A 19227-nucleotide genomic window follows, 5' to 3' on the forward strand; every position below is an offset into this window, starting at 1 on the left:
GGCCCGCCGCCCCCATATTTCACTTATAACCGGCATTGCATTTGACTCTGACTCTTGATGTAATGACGCAAGATGAATAAAACAACTTACTATGGTATCCTGATGCTATGCCTGACTCTCACGGTATTGTTTGCCGTTGATGAGGCTGCCAAACCCGTTCTGATCGATTGCGAGGTAATTCGTGCGGACGGCACGCCTGCCGCAGACGTGGAAATCTATGTTTCATGCACCAACCCACGCGCCATTGAAAATCCGATTCTGGCCTCAGGCCACACAGACGCCCATGGCAGGTTTCACAGCCAGTGCGAACAACTCGGCGATGGGAAGGTTTTAGGCGCACAGGTGCTCGCCGTGTCACCGGACAAGCAAGTTGGAACGGCACTTGTTAACTTGATCAACCCATCTGGCCAGTCCACCCCGATTAAAATCACCCTCGGCCCCTCGGCGGATGCGAAAGTCAGGGTTCTGCAGCCAGACGGACAGCCCGCAGCAAACCTTGAAGTCTGGGTCACCAGCTTTTCCGGCAAGCACGTACGTGGAGAAAAGTTCCCTAGATTTGGTAACATCTCCAGGCTCCCTGGCAATCTGTGGAAAGCGACGACCGATCAGGACGGGCGCTGTGTCATCACCCGCCTGCCGTTGGATACCGCAATCTACCTCAATCACGCCGACAGTCGCTTTGCCCAGCCTTACGACAAGCATATCATTTATGCAGCCGCCTTGCCAAAGAACGATGGAGCAGAGCACAAGATCACACTCACGAAACCCGGCTCGATGAGCGGACGCATCGTGGATGGCAACAATGCGCCAGCAGGCGGTGTGCTGGTTTCCATCCTCGAAACGAGCCCTTACAAAACAGCCTATGGCGATGATGTCAGGACGAAAGCTGACGGCAGTTTCCTCCTGACCCAGATCCCACCTTCCAGCTACAAGATCAGGCTCCGCCTCGGCCCACCGCTCAGCGACGAGTGGATCGGCTCTGAGTCACATATTTCTGTGCGAGAAGGAGAAACGGCCGATGCAGGTGACATCCGCCTTGAGCGCGCCGCCATTGTGACCGGAGAAGTCCTCGATGAAGACACGGGAAAAAAGGTGGAGGAGCCGATCATCTTTCGCCTGCCTGCCGGCAGCCACACCGTCAACTACCGCATGCAACGTGTCCCACCCAAGGAGTACCACACCAGCGGATCACATCTCAAAATCCCGGTGACTGTGAAAAGCGGCGAACGCAAGACGGTTCAATTCAAACTGCAGCCGGTGAAACCTTCGGACATGGTCACCGGTCATGTGTTGAGTCCTGACGGAACTCCAGCCGCAAACGTTTCGGTCATGCTCACCACCGAACACTCCTGGTCGCGACCCGAACCGGTCAAGACCTCGAAAGAGGGTTCCTTCACGATCCTCGTCCCCGCTGAGGCCAAAGGCGTCGCCGCCATCGCCTGGGATGGTGCCAGATCCATGTCAGAAATCACGCCCGCAAAACGCGGCCAGTCGGTAACCCTCCAGCTCAAACGCGACGGTTTTGCCCGTGTCGAAGGCCGCGTGACGGATCAAAGCGGCTTTCCCATCCAAGGCGCGCGCGTGCAGTGGACAGATTGGAGTTTACGCGTGAGCTTGATGGACAATTTCGACGACATCCCAGACCTCGTTCCGGAGACAGCCGACACCGATGCCGACGGCCGCTATGTGATTCCTCGTTTATGGACAACACTGAAGCCGTTCATTTCATGCAGCGCTGACGGGTACAATCGTGAAGTGCTGCGTGAAGTGAAACTGCTCCCGAACCAGACGAAGCAGCTTTCCTTCACGCTGACAGAGCCCGGACACATGGTGACAGGCACGGTGGTGGACAGCTCCGGACGCCCCGTCGAAGGCGCAGATGTTCGTTACTCAGGCGACAACCAGCCCAGTGGGCATAACAACACCAAAACCGACGATCATGGCGCTTTCCAAATTGGCCCCCTGGTAGCCGGAAGCGTGTATGTCAGCGCGTTTCAGGAAACGGCAGATTTCAGTCGTGAGATCGACCAGTTCATCACTGTCCCCTCAAAAGAGATACGCTTGGTCATGCCTGATGCCGACGGCACAGTAAATGGCACCGTAGTGGATCATGCCGGCAAGCCCGTGGCCGATGCCGAGATCACTGCAGACTTGCTCCGCCGCAAGACCCACACCGATGCTCAAGGCCGTTTCGAACTCACCGGCTTGGTCAAAGGCTGGTTTCACGTCACGGCCTCGGCACGCAACGCGCAAGGACAGGACCTTGAATGTGGCAGACGGGTCAAGACCGGCACCACCACGCTGCAACTGCGGCTGCCGGAGCATCCATCACCGCCCTTTTCCCTCCCCAAGGAGCCGCTGAATTTGATCGGCCAAACGGCACCGCCCCTGCGTGTCGAAACCTGGATTAACTCGGCACCTCTCGCCGCCAAAGCAGGCGGCAAAGTACGCATCATCGACTTCTGGGGCCTCCAGTGTGGCCCCTGTCTGGCCAACTTGCCGAAGGTCGCCGCCTTCTGGCAGGAGCATCAGCATGAGCCCTTGGAAATCATCGCCCATTGCGGCTACCCGGCTGAGGAAGTCACCGAATTTCTGTCCAAGCACCCCGATTACACTTTTCCCATTACAACTGAGGGAGACGACCCGTCCTCCTGGCGCGATTACGACATCCGTGGCGTTCCCACCTATGTGGTCATCGACCGCCAGGGCAAGATCATCTCCTATGGTCACGACTGGCCGGCGGCATCACTCGCGGCACTTGCCGCGTTGAAGAAGTAGCCGGCCATTCCCCCCGCTCTACCCCGCCACCACATGCCGCGCCTGCCTGCTTCCCGCAGTGCTGCGCTTCGGCGCTTCACTCTCTGCAGCTTTCGCCCCGCTCAGCCGTAACGATTCACGCCCCGGCACCCGGTTCCAGTCCTGCATCATCGTCGCGGCAGCGAGTTCGCGCGGCACCCCACACTCCTGCGTCAGATAATCAAACAGCGCCTGCGCCAGCACCGGCAGCGCAATCTGATGGGTGCGCTTCAGCTTCTTGTACAAGCTCTCGGCAAAGGCCATGAAGGCGACAAAGGGCGACTCATTCTGCTGCCACAAGAGATCCAGCGTCGCGGTGAAGTTTCCGCTGTTCGCCACCAGATCCCAGTAGCGCGCAAAGCGCCGCATGCGCTGCATTTCAACGAAAGGAATGTCCCGGTTCTCCAGCATCTCATAAGGAGGCACCGGCGAGTACTTCATCTCAAACTCCGCATCATGCCGCACGATCGGCGTACCACGCAGCCGTTTCAAAATGCCCACCTGAATCTCCTGCGGCCCCATCTTCACCAACCGGTCAAAGCCACGCCCAAAACTCGCCACGTCCTCTCCCGGCAGTCCCACGATGAGGTCGGCATGCACATGGATGCCGGTCTGTTCGCGCAAAAACCGCAGATTGTCCTCCAGCCGCGTCAGATTCTGCCGCCGGCTGATGTTCTTCGAAGTCGCCTCATCAAAGGTTTGAATGCCCACCTCAAACTGCACCGCGCCTGCAGGAAACTCGCGGATGATGTCGCGCAGTTGCTCCGGCAGACGGTCCGGCACCATCTCAAAATGCAGAAACATCCCGTCCCTCCAGCGGTCCAGGAAAAAGCGCAGGATCGCCATGCTCGTCGGCAGATGCAGATTGAAGGTGCGATCTACAAATTTAAACGTCAGCGCCCCCCGGTCCAGCAGCCCCTGCATCGCCTGCAAAAACGCATCGATGGCAAAGGCACGCACCGGCACATCCAGCGAGGACAAGCAGAACTCACAGGTGAACGGGCACCCGCGCGACGCCTCCACATAGAGGATGCGATGCGCCAGATCCGACTCCGTGTAGAGATCATAGGGCATGACCACCTTCTCCAGCGTCGGCAGTCCGGCAGGCATCACCTTCGGCAGCGCCGCTTGCGCCGCCGCATCTTCACCCAGCAGCACACCACAAACTTCGGCAAACTTCAGATCCGCCTCGCCGGTGATCACATGATCCGCCAGCGCCACGATGGGTTGGCCGTCCCATTCATACGATACCTCCGGTCCGCCCAGCACAATCCGGATCTCCGGCCGTAACCGCCGCAGCATCCCCAGCACCTCCGTCGTCTCCACCACATTCCAGATGTACACCCCGAAACCCACAATGCGCGGCTCCAGCGCCAGCACCGCCTCCACGATTTCCAGCGGCGCCTGATTGATCTGAAATTCCGCGATGCAGGCCCGCTCACGCAAGGTTCCCAAGTTCGCCAGCAGGTAGCGCAGCCCGAAAGAGCTGTGAATGTATTTGGCGTTGAGCGTGGCTAGGACGATGTCGGGCATCACACCGAGTGTGGCCGAGTAGTCGCTGCGCAGCAAACACCTTTGCGCTCACCTTGGTCCATCCTGCCGCCGCCTTCTTACATTGGCACGCACGCTGCTCCGCATCAGGCATCCTCTTAAATTCCAAGAATGAGGAGCCCCTGAAACGAGTCATTCATGAAACTGCATCCCAGTCACCTCTTTCTGCTCACGGCACTGGCCCTGTGTATCTATATCGTGGTTTCGCACCTCGACTAGTTCGGCCTGGGCTGGATCATCAGGCGTGAGGAGGAAGCTGCCCGCTTCTCAAAATCAATGCTATGCGGGCATCTTGCCGCGCGCAGGCCGCGAGGCATTTGCATGGAATGCACCCAAACTCCCGCAGGGGACGTTTGACATTGCAACCCACCCGCGCCTAACCTCAGCGCCCACCGATCCCCGCAGTACATGCACGACACCCCACCGCTGCCTGAAAAGGAGTTCCGCTCCTACGCTCCAGGTTATTGGTCCGCCAAGAACATCTCCCCCTCCGACTGGAACAGCGCCACCTGGCAGCTCAAGAATCGGATCACGACCCTCAAACAACTTGAGGAACACCTGACGCTCACGGAGGAAGAACGCGCTGGCGTGCTGCTCTCCGGCAACAAGCTGGCGATGGCCATCACGCCCCATTATTTCAATCTCATCGACGCCGAAGACCCGGGCTGCCCCATCCGCCGGCAGGTGATCCCCCGCATCGAAGAGACCTGGGAAGACCCCGATGAAATGAGCGACCCCTGCGGCGAAGACAGCCACATGCCCGTGCCGGGCCTGGTGCACCGCTACCCTGACCGCGTGCTGTTTCTGGTGACCGACCGCTGCGCCAGCTACTGCCGCTACTGCACCCGCAGCCGCGTCGTCTCCGGCGTGGGCGAACAGGAGCTGCACACCGAATTCGAAGCCGCCTTCCGCTATCTGGAAAAGCACACCGAAGTGCGCGACGTGCTGCTCTCCGGCGGCGATCCCCTCCTCTTCTCCGACGCCAAGCTCGACGCGCTGCTCACCCGCCTGCGCGCCATCAAGCACATCGAATTCATCCGCATCGGCAGCCGCGTGCCCATCTTTGTGCCTCAGCGCATCACGCCAGAACTCTGCAAGATGCTGCAAAAGCACCACCCTCTGTGGCTGAGCATCCACACCAATCACCCACGCGAACTCACCACCGAAGTGCGCGACGGCCTCGCCATGCTCGCCAATCACGGCGTCCCCCTCGGCAATCAAAGCGTCCTCCTCCGCGGCGTGAACGACAACGCCGAAGTGATGAAGAGCCTCGTCCACAAGCTCCTCATGTGCCGCGTCCGCCCCTACTACCTGTACCAGTGCGATCTGATCCAGGGCAGCTCCCACCTCCGCACCAGCGTGGCCGACGGCATCGACATCATCGAGCAACTCCGCGGCCACACCACCGGCTACGCGGTCCCCCAATTCGTCATCGACGCCCCCGGCGGCGGCGGCAAAGTCCCCCTCAATCCCGACTACGTCCTCGTCCGCGACGAACAGCGCGTGGTCATCCGCAACTACGAAGGCAAGACCTTCGAGTATCCCGAACCCGCACTGGTGCGGCGGTAAAATGGGCAAACGCACGACCTGCATATGGTAGAGCGAGCCTCCGGCGTGCAGGGTTAGGCGCGAGAAATGAATGGCACCGCATTCAATCATGCCCGCCATTTGACCACGGGCTGGATTTGGTACCATCTGGAAACAGACAAAGCACTCCAGGAGCTGCGGACTACCCATGATGAAGCGATGGCCCCGCCATCGCCCAAAATGGCACATCATCGGCCAACGCAGGCATGTCCCTCAACGGGGTTGTCTCACCGGCATGGTTGACTCATTTTGGATCATTCCATATTTTGTCTTTTGTCCTTATGCTGTCTTCCTCGATAGTTCGTGTTTTGAGTTTGGCGCTGGGGGCGGTGCTGGCCCCATTGTTTTTGGGTTCATCCGCCTGCGCGGCGCAGCCGCACTACCTGCCGGTGTATGACGGGACTTTGCAGGGAACGTGGTCGCATTTTGTCTGGGATTTGGCTGGGCCGGTGAATGTGAATCTCGCGGGCACCGCGCCGGGGCGCGCGGGCACGGCCATCGAGGTCACCCCGGCTCCCGGGAATGCCTACTGGGCCTTTGGACTGCAGGATGTGAAGCCAGGGAATGACCAGCAGTGGAAGTACATGAACGAGATGCGCACCGCCGAGTTCGACATCTACTTCGAGCCGGATTCCACGGGCGTGGAGGACATCCTGCTCTGGCCCACGGGAAACTACGACGTGCCCACCAACCAGCGATTGATCGATCTCATCCCCGGCTGGGCTGGCATGACGAGCGGGCAGCGCTACGGGCAGTGGTTTCACATCACGCTGGACCTGACGCAGTGGCAGCCGGGACTGAAGGCCTTCGCGGGCCTCTTGATCGCGAGCTGGGGCAATGGCGCGCCGCATTACCGGCTGGCCGATGTGAAGCTGGGCTGGGCGGACGATGTCACCGCTCCGGTGCTGACCACAGGCACAACGACTTATGATGCCACGGCGCACAGCCTGACGCTGAACTTCACCACCGACGAGCCCACCATCTGCGCGATTGAATACGGCATCGGCAATTACAACATGCGCACCTGGTCCGATGACTCGCGCAACTGGGACAGCTTTGACGCGGGCACGCACCAAAACCTCACGCACACCGCCGTGCTGCCCTACTTGATCCCAGGCGCGACGTATCAATACCGCATCATCGCGATGGATCACCGCACCGATCCCGCCGCGCTGCCCAATCGCGGCGTTTCCACGGGCACCTACACCGTGCCGGGGCCGACCTACACACCGCCTGCGCCGCCCACGCTGACCTATGTGTGGGCCTACCAGAATGCGCTGGTGGGCGACTGGGTGCGCTCCGCCTGGGAGCAGAATGGTCCGCTCTTCACGGACATGAACGCGACCGCTCCAGGACGCAGCGGCCACGCGATCGAGGTGCGCTTTGATCCCACCAATCTGTATGAAGCCGTGGGCCTGGCCGAGCGCCGCCTGGGCTGGGACAGCCAGTGGAAATTCCTCAATGAATTCCGCACCCTCGAGTTCGACATCTACTTCGAGCCGGACTCCGTGGGGCATGAAAACTTCATGGCCTATCTCGATGATGGCGGCCTCACGGACAATCCGCCCTACCTCACCGATTTGATCCCCGGCTGGCTGGAGATGACGCCCGCGCAGAGGTTCGGGCAGTGGATCCACGTCACGCTGGATCTGCAACAGATGAAGCCGAAGTGGCCGGCCTTTGCGGGCTTCCTGCTGTACAACAATGCCGGTGCGGTGACCACGCACTTCCGCCTCGCCGATATCAAGGCGGGCTGGGCACCCGACACCACGCCACCGGCGATCACGCTCACCACGAATTCCCTCAGCGAAGACTACCAGCAGTACACGCTGAATTTCACCACGGATGAATCCGCCATCACGCAGGTGGACTACGGCATCGGCAATTACGCAACCACCATCCAATGCGAGCCCAGTGGCTGGTCCGGCTTTGCCCCCGCCACGAGTCCCCTTACGTCCCACGGCACCGTGCTCACGGGGCTCACGCCCAACACGACGTATCAATACCGCATCATCGCCACCAGTCACCGCACGGATACTAACGCCGCGCCAAACCAAGGCGTGTACACCGGCACCTTCACCGTGCCGCCCGCACCCACCACGCCGCCCACGCTCTCATCCATCGGGGTCACGGACATCACGGGCAGTCGTGCCACCATTGCCTGGACGGCGGAGCGGCCGAGCACGGCGGTGATCACCTATCAAAAAGCAGGCGGGCAGGTGATAACGCGTACGCTGAGCACACGGCAAAGCAGCCAGTCCCTTGTGCTTGATCTCATCGAGCCGCTCACGCAGTACAGCGTCACGGTGACAATCACGGATGCCTTCGGCTTCAGCACCACGGCCAGCACCAGTTTCACCACCACCGCAGCCGCCGCGCCCACGGTCACCATCACGGCAGACACAGCGCACACGCGCCCCATTTCCAAATGGATCTACGGCATCAATGACGTGCTGGGCTATGATTCGCAGGGCACGTGGAATCGCCTGCTGCAGCGCTCCACCTCGCCGCGCAATCTCACCTTCGGCCGCTACGGCGGCAATCGCTGGACGGCCTACAACTGGGAGAACAACGCCTCCAATGCAGGCTTCGATTACTTCTACCAGAGCGATGACTTTCTCGGCGGCGGCACCGTGCCCGGCGAGGCCGTGCGCGCTCCCGTCGCGGACCTGCGCGCTCATGGCCAGGCCACGCTCATCACCGTGCCGATGCTCGGCTATGTGGCCGCGGACAAAAGCGGCCCGGTGGATCTGAACGATCCCAATCACCTCACCGCGCGCTTCAAATCCTTCATCTATCGCAAAGGCTCCGCCTTTACCGCCACACCCTCCACCATCGATGCCAATGTGTATGCGGACGAGTTCATCTGGGCGCTGCGCAGTCAGTTCACCGGCGACATCTACGGCGATGCCCAGGCCCCCACCTTCATCAGCCTCGACAACGAGCCCGACCTGTGGTCCAGCACCCATCCAGAGATCACCCCCACGCCGGTGAATTCGGACACCTTCATTCAAAAGACCATCGATCTCACCAGCGCCATCAAAGACGTGGCGCCGAACGCCATGATCTTCGGCCCGGTGAACTACGGCTTCATGGGCATGTACAACTGGCAGGTCGAGCCCGGATTCCCTGCCACGATGTGGTTCACCGACAAGTTCCTGCTCGGGATGAAAGCCGCCTCGCAGACGGCAGGCCGCCGCCTGGTGGACGTGTATGACATGCACTGGTATGTCGATGCCGTGGTGCCCGGCACCACCAAGGGTCTCGGCGCCCTGCGCGGCACGACGCTCAGCAATGCGGAGATCGACGCCATCGTGCAGAATCCTCGCAGCCTGTGGGACAGCACCTACCGCGAGGACTCCTGGATCACGCGGGACATCCTGAACGCGCCCTTGGCCATCCTGAACCGCATCCAGGACAAGATCGATGCCGACTGGCCCGGCACCAAGCTGGCCATCACCGAGTACAACACCTCCGGCGACAACCACATCGCAGGCACTATCGCCCAGTGCGACTACCTCGGCATCTTCGGACAGAAGGGCATCTACGCCGCCAGCTTCTGGCCCATGAGCGGCAGCTATCCCTTCCTGCTCGCGGGCTTCAAAATGTACCGCGACTACGACGGCAACCTCGGCTCCTTCGGCGATGTCTGCGTCCCCACCACCTCCAGCGACACCGCCAAGGTTTCGTCCTACATCAGCAAGGACAGCACGAACGCAAACCGCCACGTCATCGTCGCCATCAACCGCTCCTTCACCAGCCAGGATGTGGCATTTAATGGCATCAGTGCCTCAGGCACCGCCCGCGTGTACCGCCTGCAGGGCACCTCCACCACGCCCATGTTTGTGGGCGAGGTGCCTGCGGATCTGGCAAACTGGGTGGTCACGCTGCCAGCGTTGAGCGTGTCCACCATCGAAATCACCTCCCCCGCGCTCACACCCATCGAGAGCTGGCGTCTGGCAAAATTCGGCAGCAGCGCCAACACCGGCAACGGTGCCGACTCCGCCACGCCCGCCCACGACGGCATCCCCAACCTCATGAAGTACGCGCTCAACCTGGAGCCCTTCACTCCCTCCCGGCATCCGATCACCACGGACATGAGCACCGGCAATCTGCGCCTCACCGTCACCCGCAATCCCGCCGCCACCGACGTGACCTACACTGTGGAAATCACCACTGACCTGAACAATCCCGCCAGCTGGACCACCACCGGCACCACGATCGAGGTGGATACCAGCACTACGCTCCGAGTTCGCGACAACCTCCCCATCGGCACCGGCGGCCAGAGCCGGTTCATGCGTGTGAAGGTGACGCGGCCTTAGTTTTTTCGAACCGGGAGGCGGAGACTGACATCGGTTCTCGCTTCCACGTGCCGGGGCATTCATTTTCTGACCGAGGCGCTTAAGCAGCCGAAAAGAATTGCATGACGTGCATGGGACTTGGCTAAAAGCATACATCGTCGCCCAAGGCCACTGCCATCACACCAAGGCAGGCAGACAGGTCAGCTACACCTTCCACTTGGAGTGATCGATGGAGCACCGCCTCCCGCATAATGTGGATACCACTCAGTGAAACTGCCGCGTTTGGCACGTTTCCAACATGGGGGCGAGGAGTCGGCATGTTCATGCCTAACCGCCAGTTTTCAGAGCAGCGTTTGAAGCACCTGAGGCTTCCTGAAACTTCACGGAGAAAAGGTCGGCATCGGAAATCACAAACCTCAGCTTGATCACCGTGTCATTCAGTCTGCCCACATCACTTTCCTTCTTCCAGGTCACAACGCGGTCGATGTGGTCACCGTAAATCGGATCACATTCAGCCAGCGAGAAGCCAGGAACGGGCTTGCCCTGCGCATCCTGAATTTCCACCTGCATCTGTCCTGCTGCACTCGTCGCATAGTTGATCGTCAGCTCATTGCCGTCAAAGGTCAGCGGCTTGGTGATGAACTCGCCGCCTTCCAGCGGAGCGTTCACCGAGACAAAGCCATCCAGCCGCAGCGTATAGCGCCTGCCGTTGGTGAGGAACAGCGACAGCTCCGTGTCCCCCGTCTGATGAATCCCGATCGCTGCGTAGTTCGCGCGGTTCGCCCAGCCCTCCTTGCTCAGTCCAGGACGGATCAGGCTCTGTGTGAAGAGGCGGTCATAGGTCTCTCCGCCGCGTGTGCTCATGAAGAGAATGTCCGTCGCCGCGCCACGTTTCTCCATGAATCGTGTGGGCAGGGCCAGATAAAGATGCGGTGCCCTGAAGTAGGGCTGCGTGCATGCCGTGTAAAGATGCTCGCCCGGCAAATTCGCCTTCATCTCGACGAAGGGCGTCCAGTGGATGAAATCCTGCGAGGTCGTGCGCGCGATGCCGCGCAATCCACCAATGAAGCGGCGGAAATAACAAACGTAGCACTGCTCAGCTTCGCTCCAGAACGCGTAGTTCTGCGAATCAAAGTATTTGCCCCATGCCTCTGGAATCACCGGCTCTTCACGCAGCTTTTTCCAGTGGATGCCATCGGGTGAAACAAAAGCTTTCAGGCCGCCGACGCCACGCTTCTCACGCACCGCCTGCTGATGCGACTGATAGGCCAGACCGCCCAGCGCCTTGTACTTCTGCTCCGCAGGCACCCCGGGCCGCGTGTCAATGAACGGCGTGAAATTGTGATTCACCATGAACTCGTTCATGAGAATGATATTCCCTTCGGGGAAGGCGGGATGCTCATGCAGCCCCAGCTTCGGCAGCGTCCAGTGGATGCCGTCCACACTCTCCGCATAGAGGGTCACCTCACCATCGTGATAAGCTTCGATGCCCTGGTTTTTCCACGTCACCTTGGGATCCTTGTCGCCGCGGTAGTAAAATTGAAACTTGTCCGGCGCCCGCAGCACCGTGGCATAATTTCCATGCGGCCGTGGCTGCGGCACCGGCGGCATGAGCTGCGGCTCATGCAGCTTGAGCACCGTGTTTTTCAACTCTCCCACCAGCAGGCGGTCCACAAACAGTTCACGTCGTGACCCGATCGCCACAGCATCGTCCGCACCCTCTGCCGAGAACAGGACTCCGGCCAGGAAGGAAAGGACCAGTAGCCGCCGCGACCAGCAGTGAATGAATGAGTGAAGATTCATGAAGCTAAAATGGAGAGGACTTTCCGCCGCATCCGGCCCCCGGTTTAACGAGTGATGGGCCGTCGGTGCTGCGAACAGAAACGAACCATGGACTGCGGATTCTTGAGCGAAAGATCAAGTCAGTGGTAAAATAGTCTTACCTCTCGATGAAACCTCCGGCAGAAGCTCCCGCCGCGCTCCGCGCTCCCACATCCCTCATCGTGCAGGCCGTCCGCTGGCTGCGTCAGGCGCTCGCAGACCAGGTCTGGCAGGAATACCTGCCAGGTGAGCGCGAGCTCTGCGCTCAGGTCGGAGTCAGCCGGCCAACGCTCCGGCTGGCCTTGGAGCAGATTGAGAGAGACGGGCTGGTGGAAGTCACCCACGGCAGGCGGCGGCGCATCATCGCGCACTCCTCCAAAATCGAACCTCCAGCACCAGCGAAAAAACGCATCTGCATGCTCCTTCCGGAGCTAGACACTGCACGGCTTCCCTTCCAGACCGGCATCTTTGAGGCCATGCGCCAGAGACTCGACAAAGCCGGACTCCGCATTGAAACCCACGTCAGTGCCGCCTGCGGCAGCACGCGCCCCGAGAGAGCACTGGAAAAACTCGTCTCGCAGAACCCGACGGATGCATGGCTGCTCGTCCACACTTCTCCACGCACCCATCAATGGTTCGCGCGCCACCGCATTCCCTGTGTCATCTCAGGCTCCTGCGAGGCTGCCACCGCCCTGCCGTCCGTAGATATCGACCACGGCGCTGCCTGTCGTCATGCCGTAGGGGTTCTCGTTCGGGCTGGTCGCCGCCACATCGCTCTGCTCACGCCCTGTGGCTCGCGCCCCGGTGACGTGGAAAGCGAGCTCGAATTTCAATCCGCGATCACCTCGCACGGCGGAGGCCTGCGCTCTGCCATCATCCGACATGAAGATTCGGTGCCTGGGCTGATACGCGCCATGGACACGAACTTTCTGCACCGGAACTCGGTGGACGCCCTGATCGTCGCCCGTCCTTCCTACGCACTTCTCGCCCTGACGTGGTTGCAGAAAAGGGGCATCCGTATTCCGCAAGACATCGCTCTCATTGCCCGCACGGATGATCCCATGCTCGACTTCGCCACCCCACGCATCTCCTGCTACCGTGCCGACGCTGAGATATTCGGCCGTCAGCTCGCCGACGCGCTGCAGGCCTTGGTGGCTGGCGGCTTTGGCTGGCAGCGCACCTCACGACAGCTTCCGGTCTTCATTCGCGGCGAAACCGTGCATGGATAAAACCACACGGCAGTTAAGCTCCTCAAGACTGCGGAAACCGCACACAATCACGCCTCCACAGGACAAACCCCACCGGCAGCGCCGACAGCCACAGCAGACGGCCGCCAAAGGATTTCAATCCGCGAAACTGCTCTGCCACACCCAAGCCGCGCAGGAAGGCAAAACGGCTGTATTGCGCTGCTGCCCGCAGCAGCCGCAGCGGCGCGGTGAAAAACCAGCCGCTTTCCAGGTCGAGCACCATCTTGAACATAAGTCGATGCCCCTCGGCATTCGTGCGTGGACTGGAGGGACCATGAACCAGCGAAGGCGCATCCGTCCAATAAATGCGCAGCTCCTCATTGATGTGGCGGGTCACAAACCGCTTTGACACCTGGCACCAGATGTAGGACTCAGGGATGAAGTTGCCAGGCACGTCCTCGGGATAGGGAAACTGGCGGAGCACATCCACCCGAACAAAGCCCCACTTCTCCCCACGCACCTTGTGACGGTATTCGAGTTCTGCAGCTGAGCAATCCAGAGGGTCCGACGGAAAACGTGAACCCACAAGCAGGCCGTTTTGATCACGACAGAGGCCAGTGACTCCCGAAAAGGATTCACGCCTGGCAGCAGGAATATTTTCCCAGTGATGCTTCAGGCGTGCAAGTGCCTCTGGCACGCAGCCGTCGTCGGAATCGAGCTTGATGCTGAGCTGCCCCCGCGCTTCCCGCAGGGCAAGATTGTGCACATGGTGCGCGCCACGGTGTGGCTCCCGCAGGTAGCGAATGGAAAAGCCGGCTTCGCTTTGGTAACGGGCCATCAAAGCGGGCGTGTCATCCGTGGAGCCATCATCGATCACCAGCCACTCAAAATCGCTGCAAGTCTGCGCCTGCAAACTTTCAAACACGCGGTGAAGAGTGTGCGCGCGGTTGAAGGTGGGCGTGAAAACCGTGAAGAGCGGCATGGGACGATGACTGAGCCGAAACCTAAAGACTTAAGACTGAGGAACAAGCCGAAACCTGGTGCCGCTCACTTTCACGCAATCGTCGCTCAATCCTCAATAGGCGTTGTCACGCTTGAAGAAGGTCAGTAGCATGATCTGGAAGTCCAGCCAGAGGCTCCAGTTTTCAAGATACCAGAGGTCGCACTGAATGCGCTCACCGAGATCCGTGTCGCCCCGGAGACCATTCACCTGCGCCCAGCCGGTCATGCCGGGTTTGGAGTGATGGCGCGCATTGTAATGAGGAATTTGATGCTTGAAGCCGGCAATGAGCTCAGGGCGCTCCGGCCGCGGGCCGACGAGGCTCATCTCCCCCTTCAGCACATTCCAGAACTGCGGCAGTTCATCGATGTTCCACTTGCGCATGAAGGCCCCCACCTTGAGACGGCGCGGATCGTCTTTGACGCACCATTGCGCGCCCTTGGCAGACTCCGCATTCATCTTCATGGAACGGATCTTGATGATGCTGAAGGGCACCCCATTGAAACCCCAGCGGCGCTGGTGATAGAACACCGACCCACGTGACTCCAGCCACACCGCGGCGCTGAAGAAGGCAATGATCGGGGCGCTCAGCACGAGCCCAATCGTGGCGCCCACAACATCCACAATGCGCTTGGTCATGACATTGAGCGTGTCATCCAAAGGCAGCCGAGTGACTCCCAGCACCGGAGTGCCGGCGATGGTTTCGAGGGTGAGACCGGAAACGAACACTCTGAAATATGAAGGAATGACCTTGAACTGGATCATTTCACGTTCGCACAGATTGGCGAGGCTGATCATCTGCTCACGTGGGCCATGCAGATCCGCAACGACGACCATATCCACGGCGTGGGTGCTGACAAGGTGCTCGACTTCGTGAAGATCCCCCAGGCATGGCACGACTTCGTCCACCGGACAGCCATCCTCATCACTGCCAGTCCTGACCCAGCCCATGATGTCAAAGGAGCCGGTCTGGTCCCGCTTCATGGTCTTCCACAAGGAAACTGCCTCAGCATTCCATCCCACAAACAACGTGCGCTGCTGCAAAGCCTCAATGCGGCCCGGAGCGCGCAGGCATGAGATGAAAAGCGTGCGCCAGCCCAGAAGAAGCAGCAACGCGGTGGCTCCATTGAGCATCACATAAACACGGGAGATGCTGGGCTCCAGCTTCAGCGCAAGCGTGATGGCAAGGAACCCGGCCGTCCAGACGAGCACTCCCTTGGCAATCTTGGACGACACCCAGCGGGTGCGCAGCAGCACATTCTTGTGATAGATCTCCTGCCAGCCCAGCACCAGGATGAGCGACAGGCTTCCAAGCGCCATGTGGCCGCCATACTGACGAAACGACATGCTGTCGAAATTTCCGATTTCACGGAGGACCGTATGGAACCGAAGCCAGAAAGCCAGATAAGCCGCCAAGATGGCCATCACCAAGTCACCCAATACGCTGACGAGAACCCAAAAGTGGGGGGACAACTGCTCATTTTCCCGCCATGCACGCCGTGCTTCGAGTGCTTGGAACACGGCACCCGTGTCTAGCATCTTGGAATGAGTGTTGGTTGCTTCCATGGCTTTAAAGTCTACTGAATACCCTAAATTATACTCAATATAGGTTTAGCGGCAACCGAATACTATGGAAATTATCTCATGTTTGGAAAAAAGAACCGTTTAGCGTATCATTTTTGATAATTTATTAACCCGACGGCTACTTACGCCGACTCAGAAAGTCAGCTTAAGACCCGCCACGAGACCGCGTCCCGGCAGCGGAACGCGATCCTTGAGCACGGAGGTGTGCTCACGGGCATCTTCGTTGGTCAGATTCATGCCTTTGACATAGAGATCGAGGGTGGTGGGCCCCTGAACAATGCGGTAGGTCAGGGTCAGATTGACCAGAAAGTAGCTGTTGGTCCGGGCTTCATTCATCGCCAGCCGGCTTTGCGGCGCGGCATAGATGCCTTCGAGACGAGCACCGAAAGCACCGCGCTCCATGCTCAAAGTGCTGGATAGGTGGAACGGTGGAATGCGGGGCAGAGACAGACCCGTTTTGGTGTCACGCGCACGCACCACATCAGCACGCAGCTGCAGGTGCAGGTTGTTCTGGTGCTCGGGTGGCTCGGAGGTGATGGGATGCAGCAGGTGGAAGGTGGCCTCCATTTCAGAGCCGATGAATTCAGCATTCGTGGCCTGATAAATCAGCTCGTTGTAGCTCTCACCTCCGACCACATGCACCACACCCGTCGGAAACTGGCCGATGAAGTTGCTGTAGCGATTGTAATAGCCACCAACACTGCCGGTGACCCAGCCGATGCGCTTCCGCACATTGAGATCAAAGCCCAATGACTTCTCCTGCTGGAGGTTGGGATCGCCGATTTCGAAAGCACCGGTGGCTGCATGCGTGCCATTGGCAAACAGCTCCTGATACGTTGGAGCACGCTCGGCACGGTTGATGGTGAATGCCACGGCGTATTCATCGTTCGGAGTGAAGACGATGCCCACCGAACTGCTGAGATTGTCAAACCGCCGCGCCAGTGCGGGACCAAAGGCGGCGCTGTTGAGAGATTCCACCGAGATGTGGTCGTAGCGTCCGCCAAACTGGAAGCTCAGCGGCCCCCGGCTGATGTCTTCATAGAGAAACACGGCATCCGCCTGCGTGATCGTCGATGGCAGAAAGGCTTCGCTTCCAGAAGTGCTGAACTCGCTGCGGTCTGACTGATAACCGACCACGCCTTCCATCCCGGCGATCTTTTCATGCTTCACCTCTATACGAGCGTCATAGCCATTGTTCTTGAAGAGCGTGGAGGGCATGCCGCCGTCGTACTCAGTGTGTTGGTAGCGGGAGGTGGCGATCTTGTAGTTGATCTCCTTGATGCGTGGCAGCGGCTTGTAGAAGGCACCGCGCATATCCAAGCGCTGCTGATGCATGTCGATGACCACATTCTGCTCGGCAGGAGAGCCGTAGTTGGTGTGGAATTCCGTCCAGGCGAAGCCGAAGAAACCTTTGTCCCAGATGTAGCTCAGACCGCTGGTCACACCTTCTGAACGCAGATTGCTGTTGGGCATGATCTTGCGTGTTTCAGTCTCGCCCGGAGGCAGCGGATTGATGGTCTGCTCGTTGGTTGTTCGGGCATTGCCGGGAATGCGGAAATCTTCAGCAGCACGTGTGAAAGCCTCGACGTGAAAGGCCAGCCCTTTGTAACCGCCTTCGACCATGACGCTGGAGAGATAACCATTATCTACGGAGCTGTAGCGTCCGCCCAAGGCACCACGAATTGTGCCGTCGATTTTCTCGTCCACGATGCGGCCATCGATTGAATTGACGACACCACCAATGGCGTTCGAGCCGTAGAGAAGAGTTGCAGGACCGCGCACCACTTCGACGGACTTCAGATTGGAAGTGTCAAAGCTCACGGCGTGATCCACGCTGGTGGCGGAGGCATCGATGGTGTTGAGGCCGTTTTGCAGAATGCGGACACGGTCTCCATCGAGACCACGAATGATGGGCCGGCTGGAGGCAGGGCCGAAGTAGGAACTGCTGACGCCGGGCATGCGGGCCAGCGTCTGGCCGAGGCTGGGTTCGATGGCGAGAGTCAGATTCTGGCCGCTCAGGATTGAGGCGGCCTGCGCCTGCTGGAAGAGAGGGCGCTGGAGGGGAGCTGTGATGACCATCTCGTCCAGAGGGATGTCTTCGACATGGTTGTCGGGGGTGGACATCTGCTGGATTTTTGTGTCGGATTCCGCAATCAGGGCGCCGTAGGAAAGGGTGAAGAGGAGTCCAAGGCGGAGACGATGTGGAAAAGTGCAAGTGTGTTGCATGATTCCCGGTCTATATGCAAACTGATTGCAATTGCAAATCATTTGTATTTTCAATTTCGTATCCTAGTTTTTCTTTATGAAGCTTTTTCTCCGCACCCTTGGTTTTCTGGCTGCCGCACTTCCTTGCTTTGGCGCCACCAAAGTCGCCACGCTGCATCCCATCTTGGCCGATCTCGCGCAGCAGGTGGGTGGGGCGAATGTGGAGGTGGTCGAGATTTTGAAGCCGGGGGCGGATGTTCATCATTTTGAACCGGCACCCAAAGATCTGGCGGAGATGCGCGGGGCGAAGCTGCTGCTGGCTTCTGGCAAAGGGCTGGAGAGCTTTTTGGACAAGCTGCGCGACAGCTTGGGCGCTGGAGTAAAGCTGGTGGAGGTTGGGGCCAAGATTCCGTCGATCCCGTTTGAGGAGCATCATCATGAGCATGCGGAGAAGGATGGTGATGAGCATGATCATCATCACCACGGGTCGGAGGACCCGCACTGGTGGCACAGCGCGGAGAACATGAAGCGGGCGGCGCGTGTGGTGGCGGATGAGCTGAGTGTGATTGATCCGGCGAATGCGGCCGCGTATGCAGCGGGGGCGAAGGCGGCGAGCAAGCGTTTCGGAGAGCTCAAGAGCTGGGCGCAGAAGGAGATCGCGAAGGTGGGGAAGAAGGATCGGCTGCTGGTGACGGCGCACGGGGCCTTTGGGTATTTCTGCAAGGAGTATGGGTTTGAGCCGATTTCGCTGCTGGGCATCGGACGGAGTGATGATGCGTCATCAAAGCATGTGGCGGAGACGATCGAGGAGATCCGTGAGCATGGGATCAAGGCGATCTTTCCTGAAGATCAGGCGAATCCGAAGGTGCTGGCGGAGATTGCGCGCAGCACGGGGGTGAAGATTGGTGAGCCGCTGATTGCTGATGGCACGGCCAAGGTGGCGCACACGTTTGAAACGATGCTGGCTCACAATGTCCGCTCGATTGTGGCTGCGCTGGCTCCTGCTGCTACACCGGTGAAATGAGGTGCACGGCGAGCGACGGAAGACAGACCGGCATCTCACTCATGTTATGAAATTCACACCACAGCACCTCCAGATTCCGGCTAAAGCCGGCACTACAAAACGTGCGTTGGCTGGTTTCAAAGCTGGGGTGAAGCGGGGCCTCCAGAACGGGCTACGATCCCGAACTACGTA

10 protein-coding genes are annotated in these 19227 nt (G+C 59.5%); 5 read left to right on the forward strand and 5 right to left on the reverse strand.

The window, feature by feature from the left end; genetic code table 11:
* Positions 1 to 72: 72 nt before the first annotated feature.
* Positions 73 to 2778, forward strand: coding sequence for a carboxypeptidase regulatory-like domain-containing protein (locus AC3RLQ_RS14800; RefSeq protein WP_493038332.1), 2706 nt, complete (start codon positions 73 to 75; stop codon positions 2776 to 2778).
* Positions 2779 to 2796: 18 nt separating this feature from the next.
* Here AC3RLQ_RS14800 and AC3RLQ_RS14805 read toward each other — a convergent pair whose 3' ends face one another.
* Positions 2797 to 4329, reverse strand: coding sequence for a B12-binding domain-containing radical SAM protein (locus AC3RLQ_RS14805; protein ID WP_493038334.1), 1533 nt, complete (start codon positions 4327 to 4329; stop codon positions 2797 to 2799).
* 426 nt (positions 4330 to 4755) lie between these two features.
* On the opposite strand from AC3RLQ_RS14805, the gene AC3RLQ_RS14810 reads away from it, so the two are divergent.
* Positions 4756 to 5916, forward strand: coding sequence for a KamA family radical SAM protein (locus AC3RLQ_RS14810; protein ID WP_493038336.1), 1161 nt, complete (start codon positions 4756 to 4758; stop codon positions 5914 to 5916).
* A 299-nt stretch (positions 5917 to 6215) separates the two neighbouring features.
* Entirely contained in the window at positions 6216 to 10256 is a 4041-nt protein-coding gene (locus AC3RLQ_RS14815) for a glycoside hydrolase family 44 protein (RefSeq protein ID WP_493038338.1), read from the forward strand.
* A 306-nt stretch (positions 10257 to 10562) separates the two neighbouring features.
* Here the strand turns inward: AC3RLQ_RS14815 and AC3RLQ_RS14820 are convergent, their stop codons facing one another.
* Positions 10563 to 12038, reverse strand: a complete 1476-nt coding sequence (locus AC3RLQ_RS14820; RefSeq protein ID WP_493038340.1) for a hypothetical protein — start codon at positions 12036 to 12038, stop codon at positions 10563 to 10565.
* 146 nt (positions 12039 to 12184) lie between these two features.
* Here AC3RLQ_RS14820 and AC3RLQ_RS14825 point away from each other — a divergent pair, with 146 nt between their 5' ends.
* Entirely contained in the window at positions 12185 to 13285 is a 1101-nt protein-coding gene (locus AC3RLQ_RS14825; RefSeq protein ID WP_493038342.1) for a substrate-binding domain-containing protein, read from the forward strand.
* Between the two features lie 22 nt (positions 13286 to 13307).
* Here the strand turns inward: AC3RLQ_RS14825 and AC3RLQ_RS14830 are convergent, their stop codons facing one another.
* From AC3RLQ_RS14830 to AC3RLQ_RS14840, 3 genes are all read right to left on the reverse strand, one after another.
* Positions 13308 to 14225, reverse strand: coding sequence for a glycosyltransferase family 2 protein (locus AC3RLQ_RS14830; protein ID WP_493038344.1), 918 nt, complete (start codon positions 14223 to 14225; stop codon positions 13308 to 13310).
* Between the two features lie 93 nt (positions 14226 to 14318).
* A complete protein-coding gene (locus AC3RLQ_RS14835) occupies positions 14319 to 15809 on the reverse strand; it encodes an exopolysaccharide biosynthesis polyprenyl glycosylphosphotransferase (protein WP_493038346.1) in 1491 nt (496 codons plus the stop codon).
* Between the two features lie 150 nt (positions 15810 to 15959).
* Positions 15960 to 18053, reverse strand: coding sequence for a TonB-dependent receptor (locus tag AC3RLQ_RS14840; RefSeq protein WP_493038348.1), 2094 nt, complete (start codon positions 18051 to 18053; stop codon positions 15960 to 15962).
* A 76-nt stretch (positions 18054 to 18129) separates the two neighbouring features.
* On the opposite strand from AC3RLQ_RS14840, the gene AC3RLQ_RS14845 reads away from it, so the two are divergent.
* Complete coding sequence (locus tag AC3RLQ_RS14845; protein ID WP_493038350.1) at positions 18130 to 19056, forward strand: metal ABC transporter substrate-binding protein; 927 nt, start codon at positions 18130 to 18132, stop codon at positions 19054 to 19056.
* Positions 19057 to 19227: the final 171 nt, after the last annotated feature.

The sequence above is a fragment of the Prosthecobacter sp. GW821-HT29F12 genome, from assembly GCF_058803405.1.

What these genes read in the sequence shown, in the direction of transcription:
- AC3RLQ_RS14800 (WP_493038332.1), top strand. Translation starts at nt 73, where the DNA reads ATGAATAAAACAACTTACTATGGTATCCTGATGCTATGCCTGACTCTC.
- AC3RLQ_RS14805 (WP_493038334.1), bottom strand. Translation starts at nt 4,329, where the DNA reads ATGCCCGACATCGTCCTAGCCACGCTCAACGCCAAATACATTCACAGC.
- AC3RLQ_RS14810 (WP_493038336.1), top strand. Translation starts at nt 4,756, where the DNA reads ATGCACGACACCCCACCGCTGCCTGAAAAGGAGTTCCGCTCCTACGCT.
- AC3RLQ_RS14815 (WP_493038338.1), top strand. Translation starts at nt 6,216, where the DNA reads ATGCTGTCTTCCTCGATAGTTCGTGTTTTGAGTTTGGCGCTGGGGGCG.
- AC3RLQ_RS14820 (WP_493038340.1), bottom strand. Translation starts at nt 12,038, where the DNA reads ATGAATCTTCACTCATTCATTCACTGCTGGTCGCGGCGGCTACTGGTC.
- AC3RLQ_RS14825 (WP_493038342.1), top strand. Translation starts at nt 12,185, where the DNA reads ATGAAACCTCCGGCAGAAGCTCCCGCCGCGCTCCGCGCTCCCACATCC.
- AC3RLQ_RS14830 (WP_493038344.1), bottom strand. Translation starts at nt 14,225, where the DNA reads ATGCCGCTCTTCACGGTTTTCACGCCCACCTTCAACCGCGCGCACACT.
- AC3RLQ_RS14835 (WP_493038346.1), bottom strand. Translation starts at nt 15,809, where the DNA reads ATGGAAGCAACCAACACTCATTCCAAGATGCTAGACACGGGTGCCGTG.
- AC3RLQ_RS14840 (WP_493038348.1), bottom strand. Translation starts at nt 18,053, where the DNA reads ATGCAACACACTTGCACTTTTCCACATCGTCTCCGCCTTGGACTCCTC.
- AC3RLQ_RS14845 (WP_493038350.1), top strand. Translation starts at nt 18,130, where the DNA reads ATGAAGCTTTTTCTCCGCACCCTTGGTTTTCTGGCTGCCGCACTTCCT.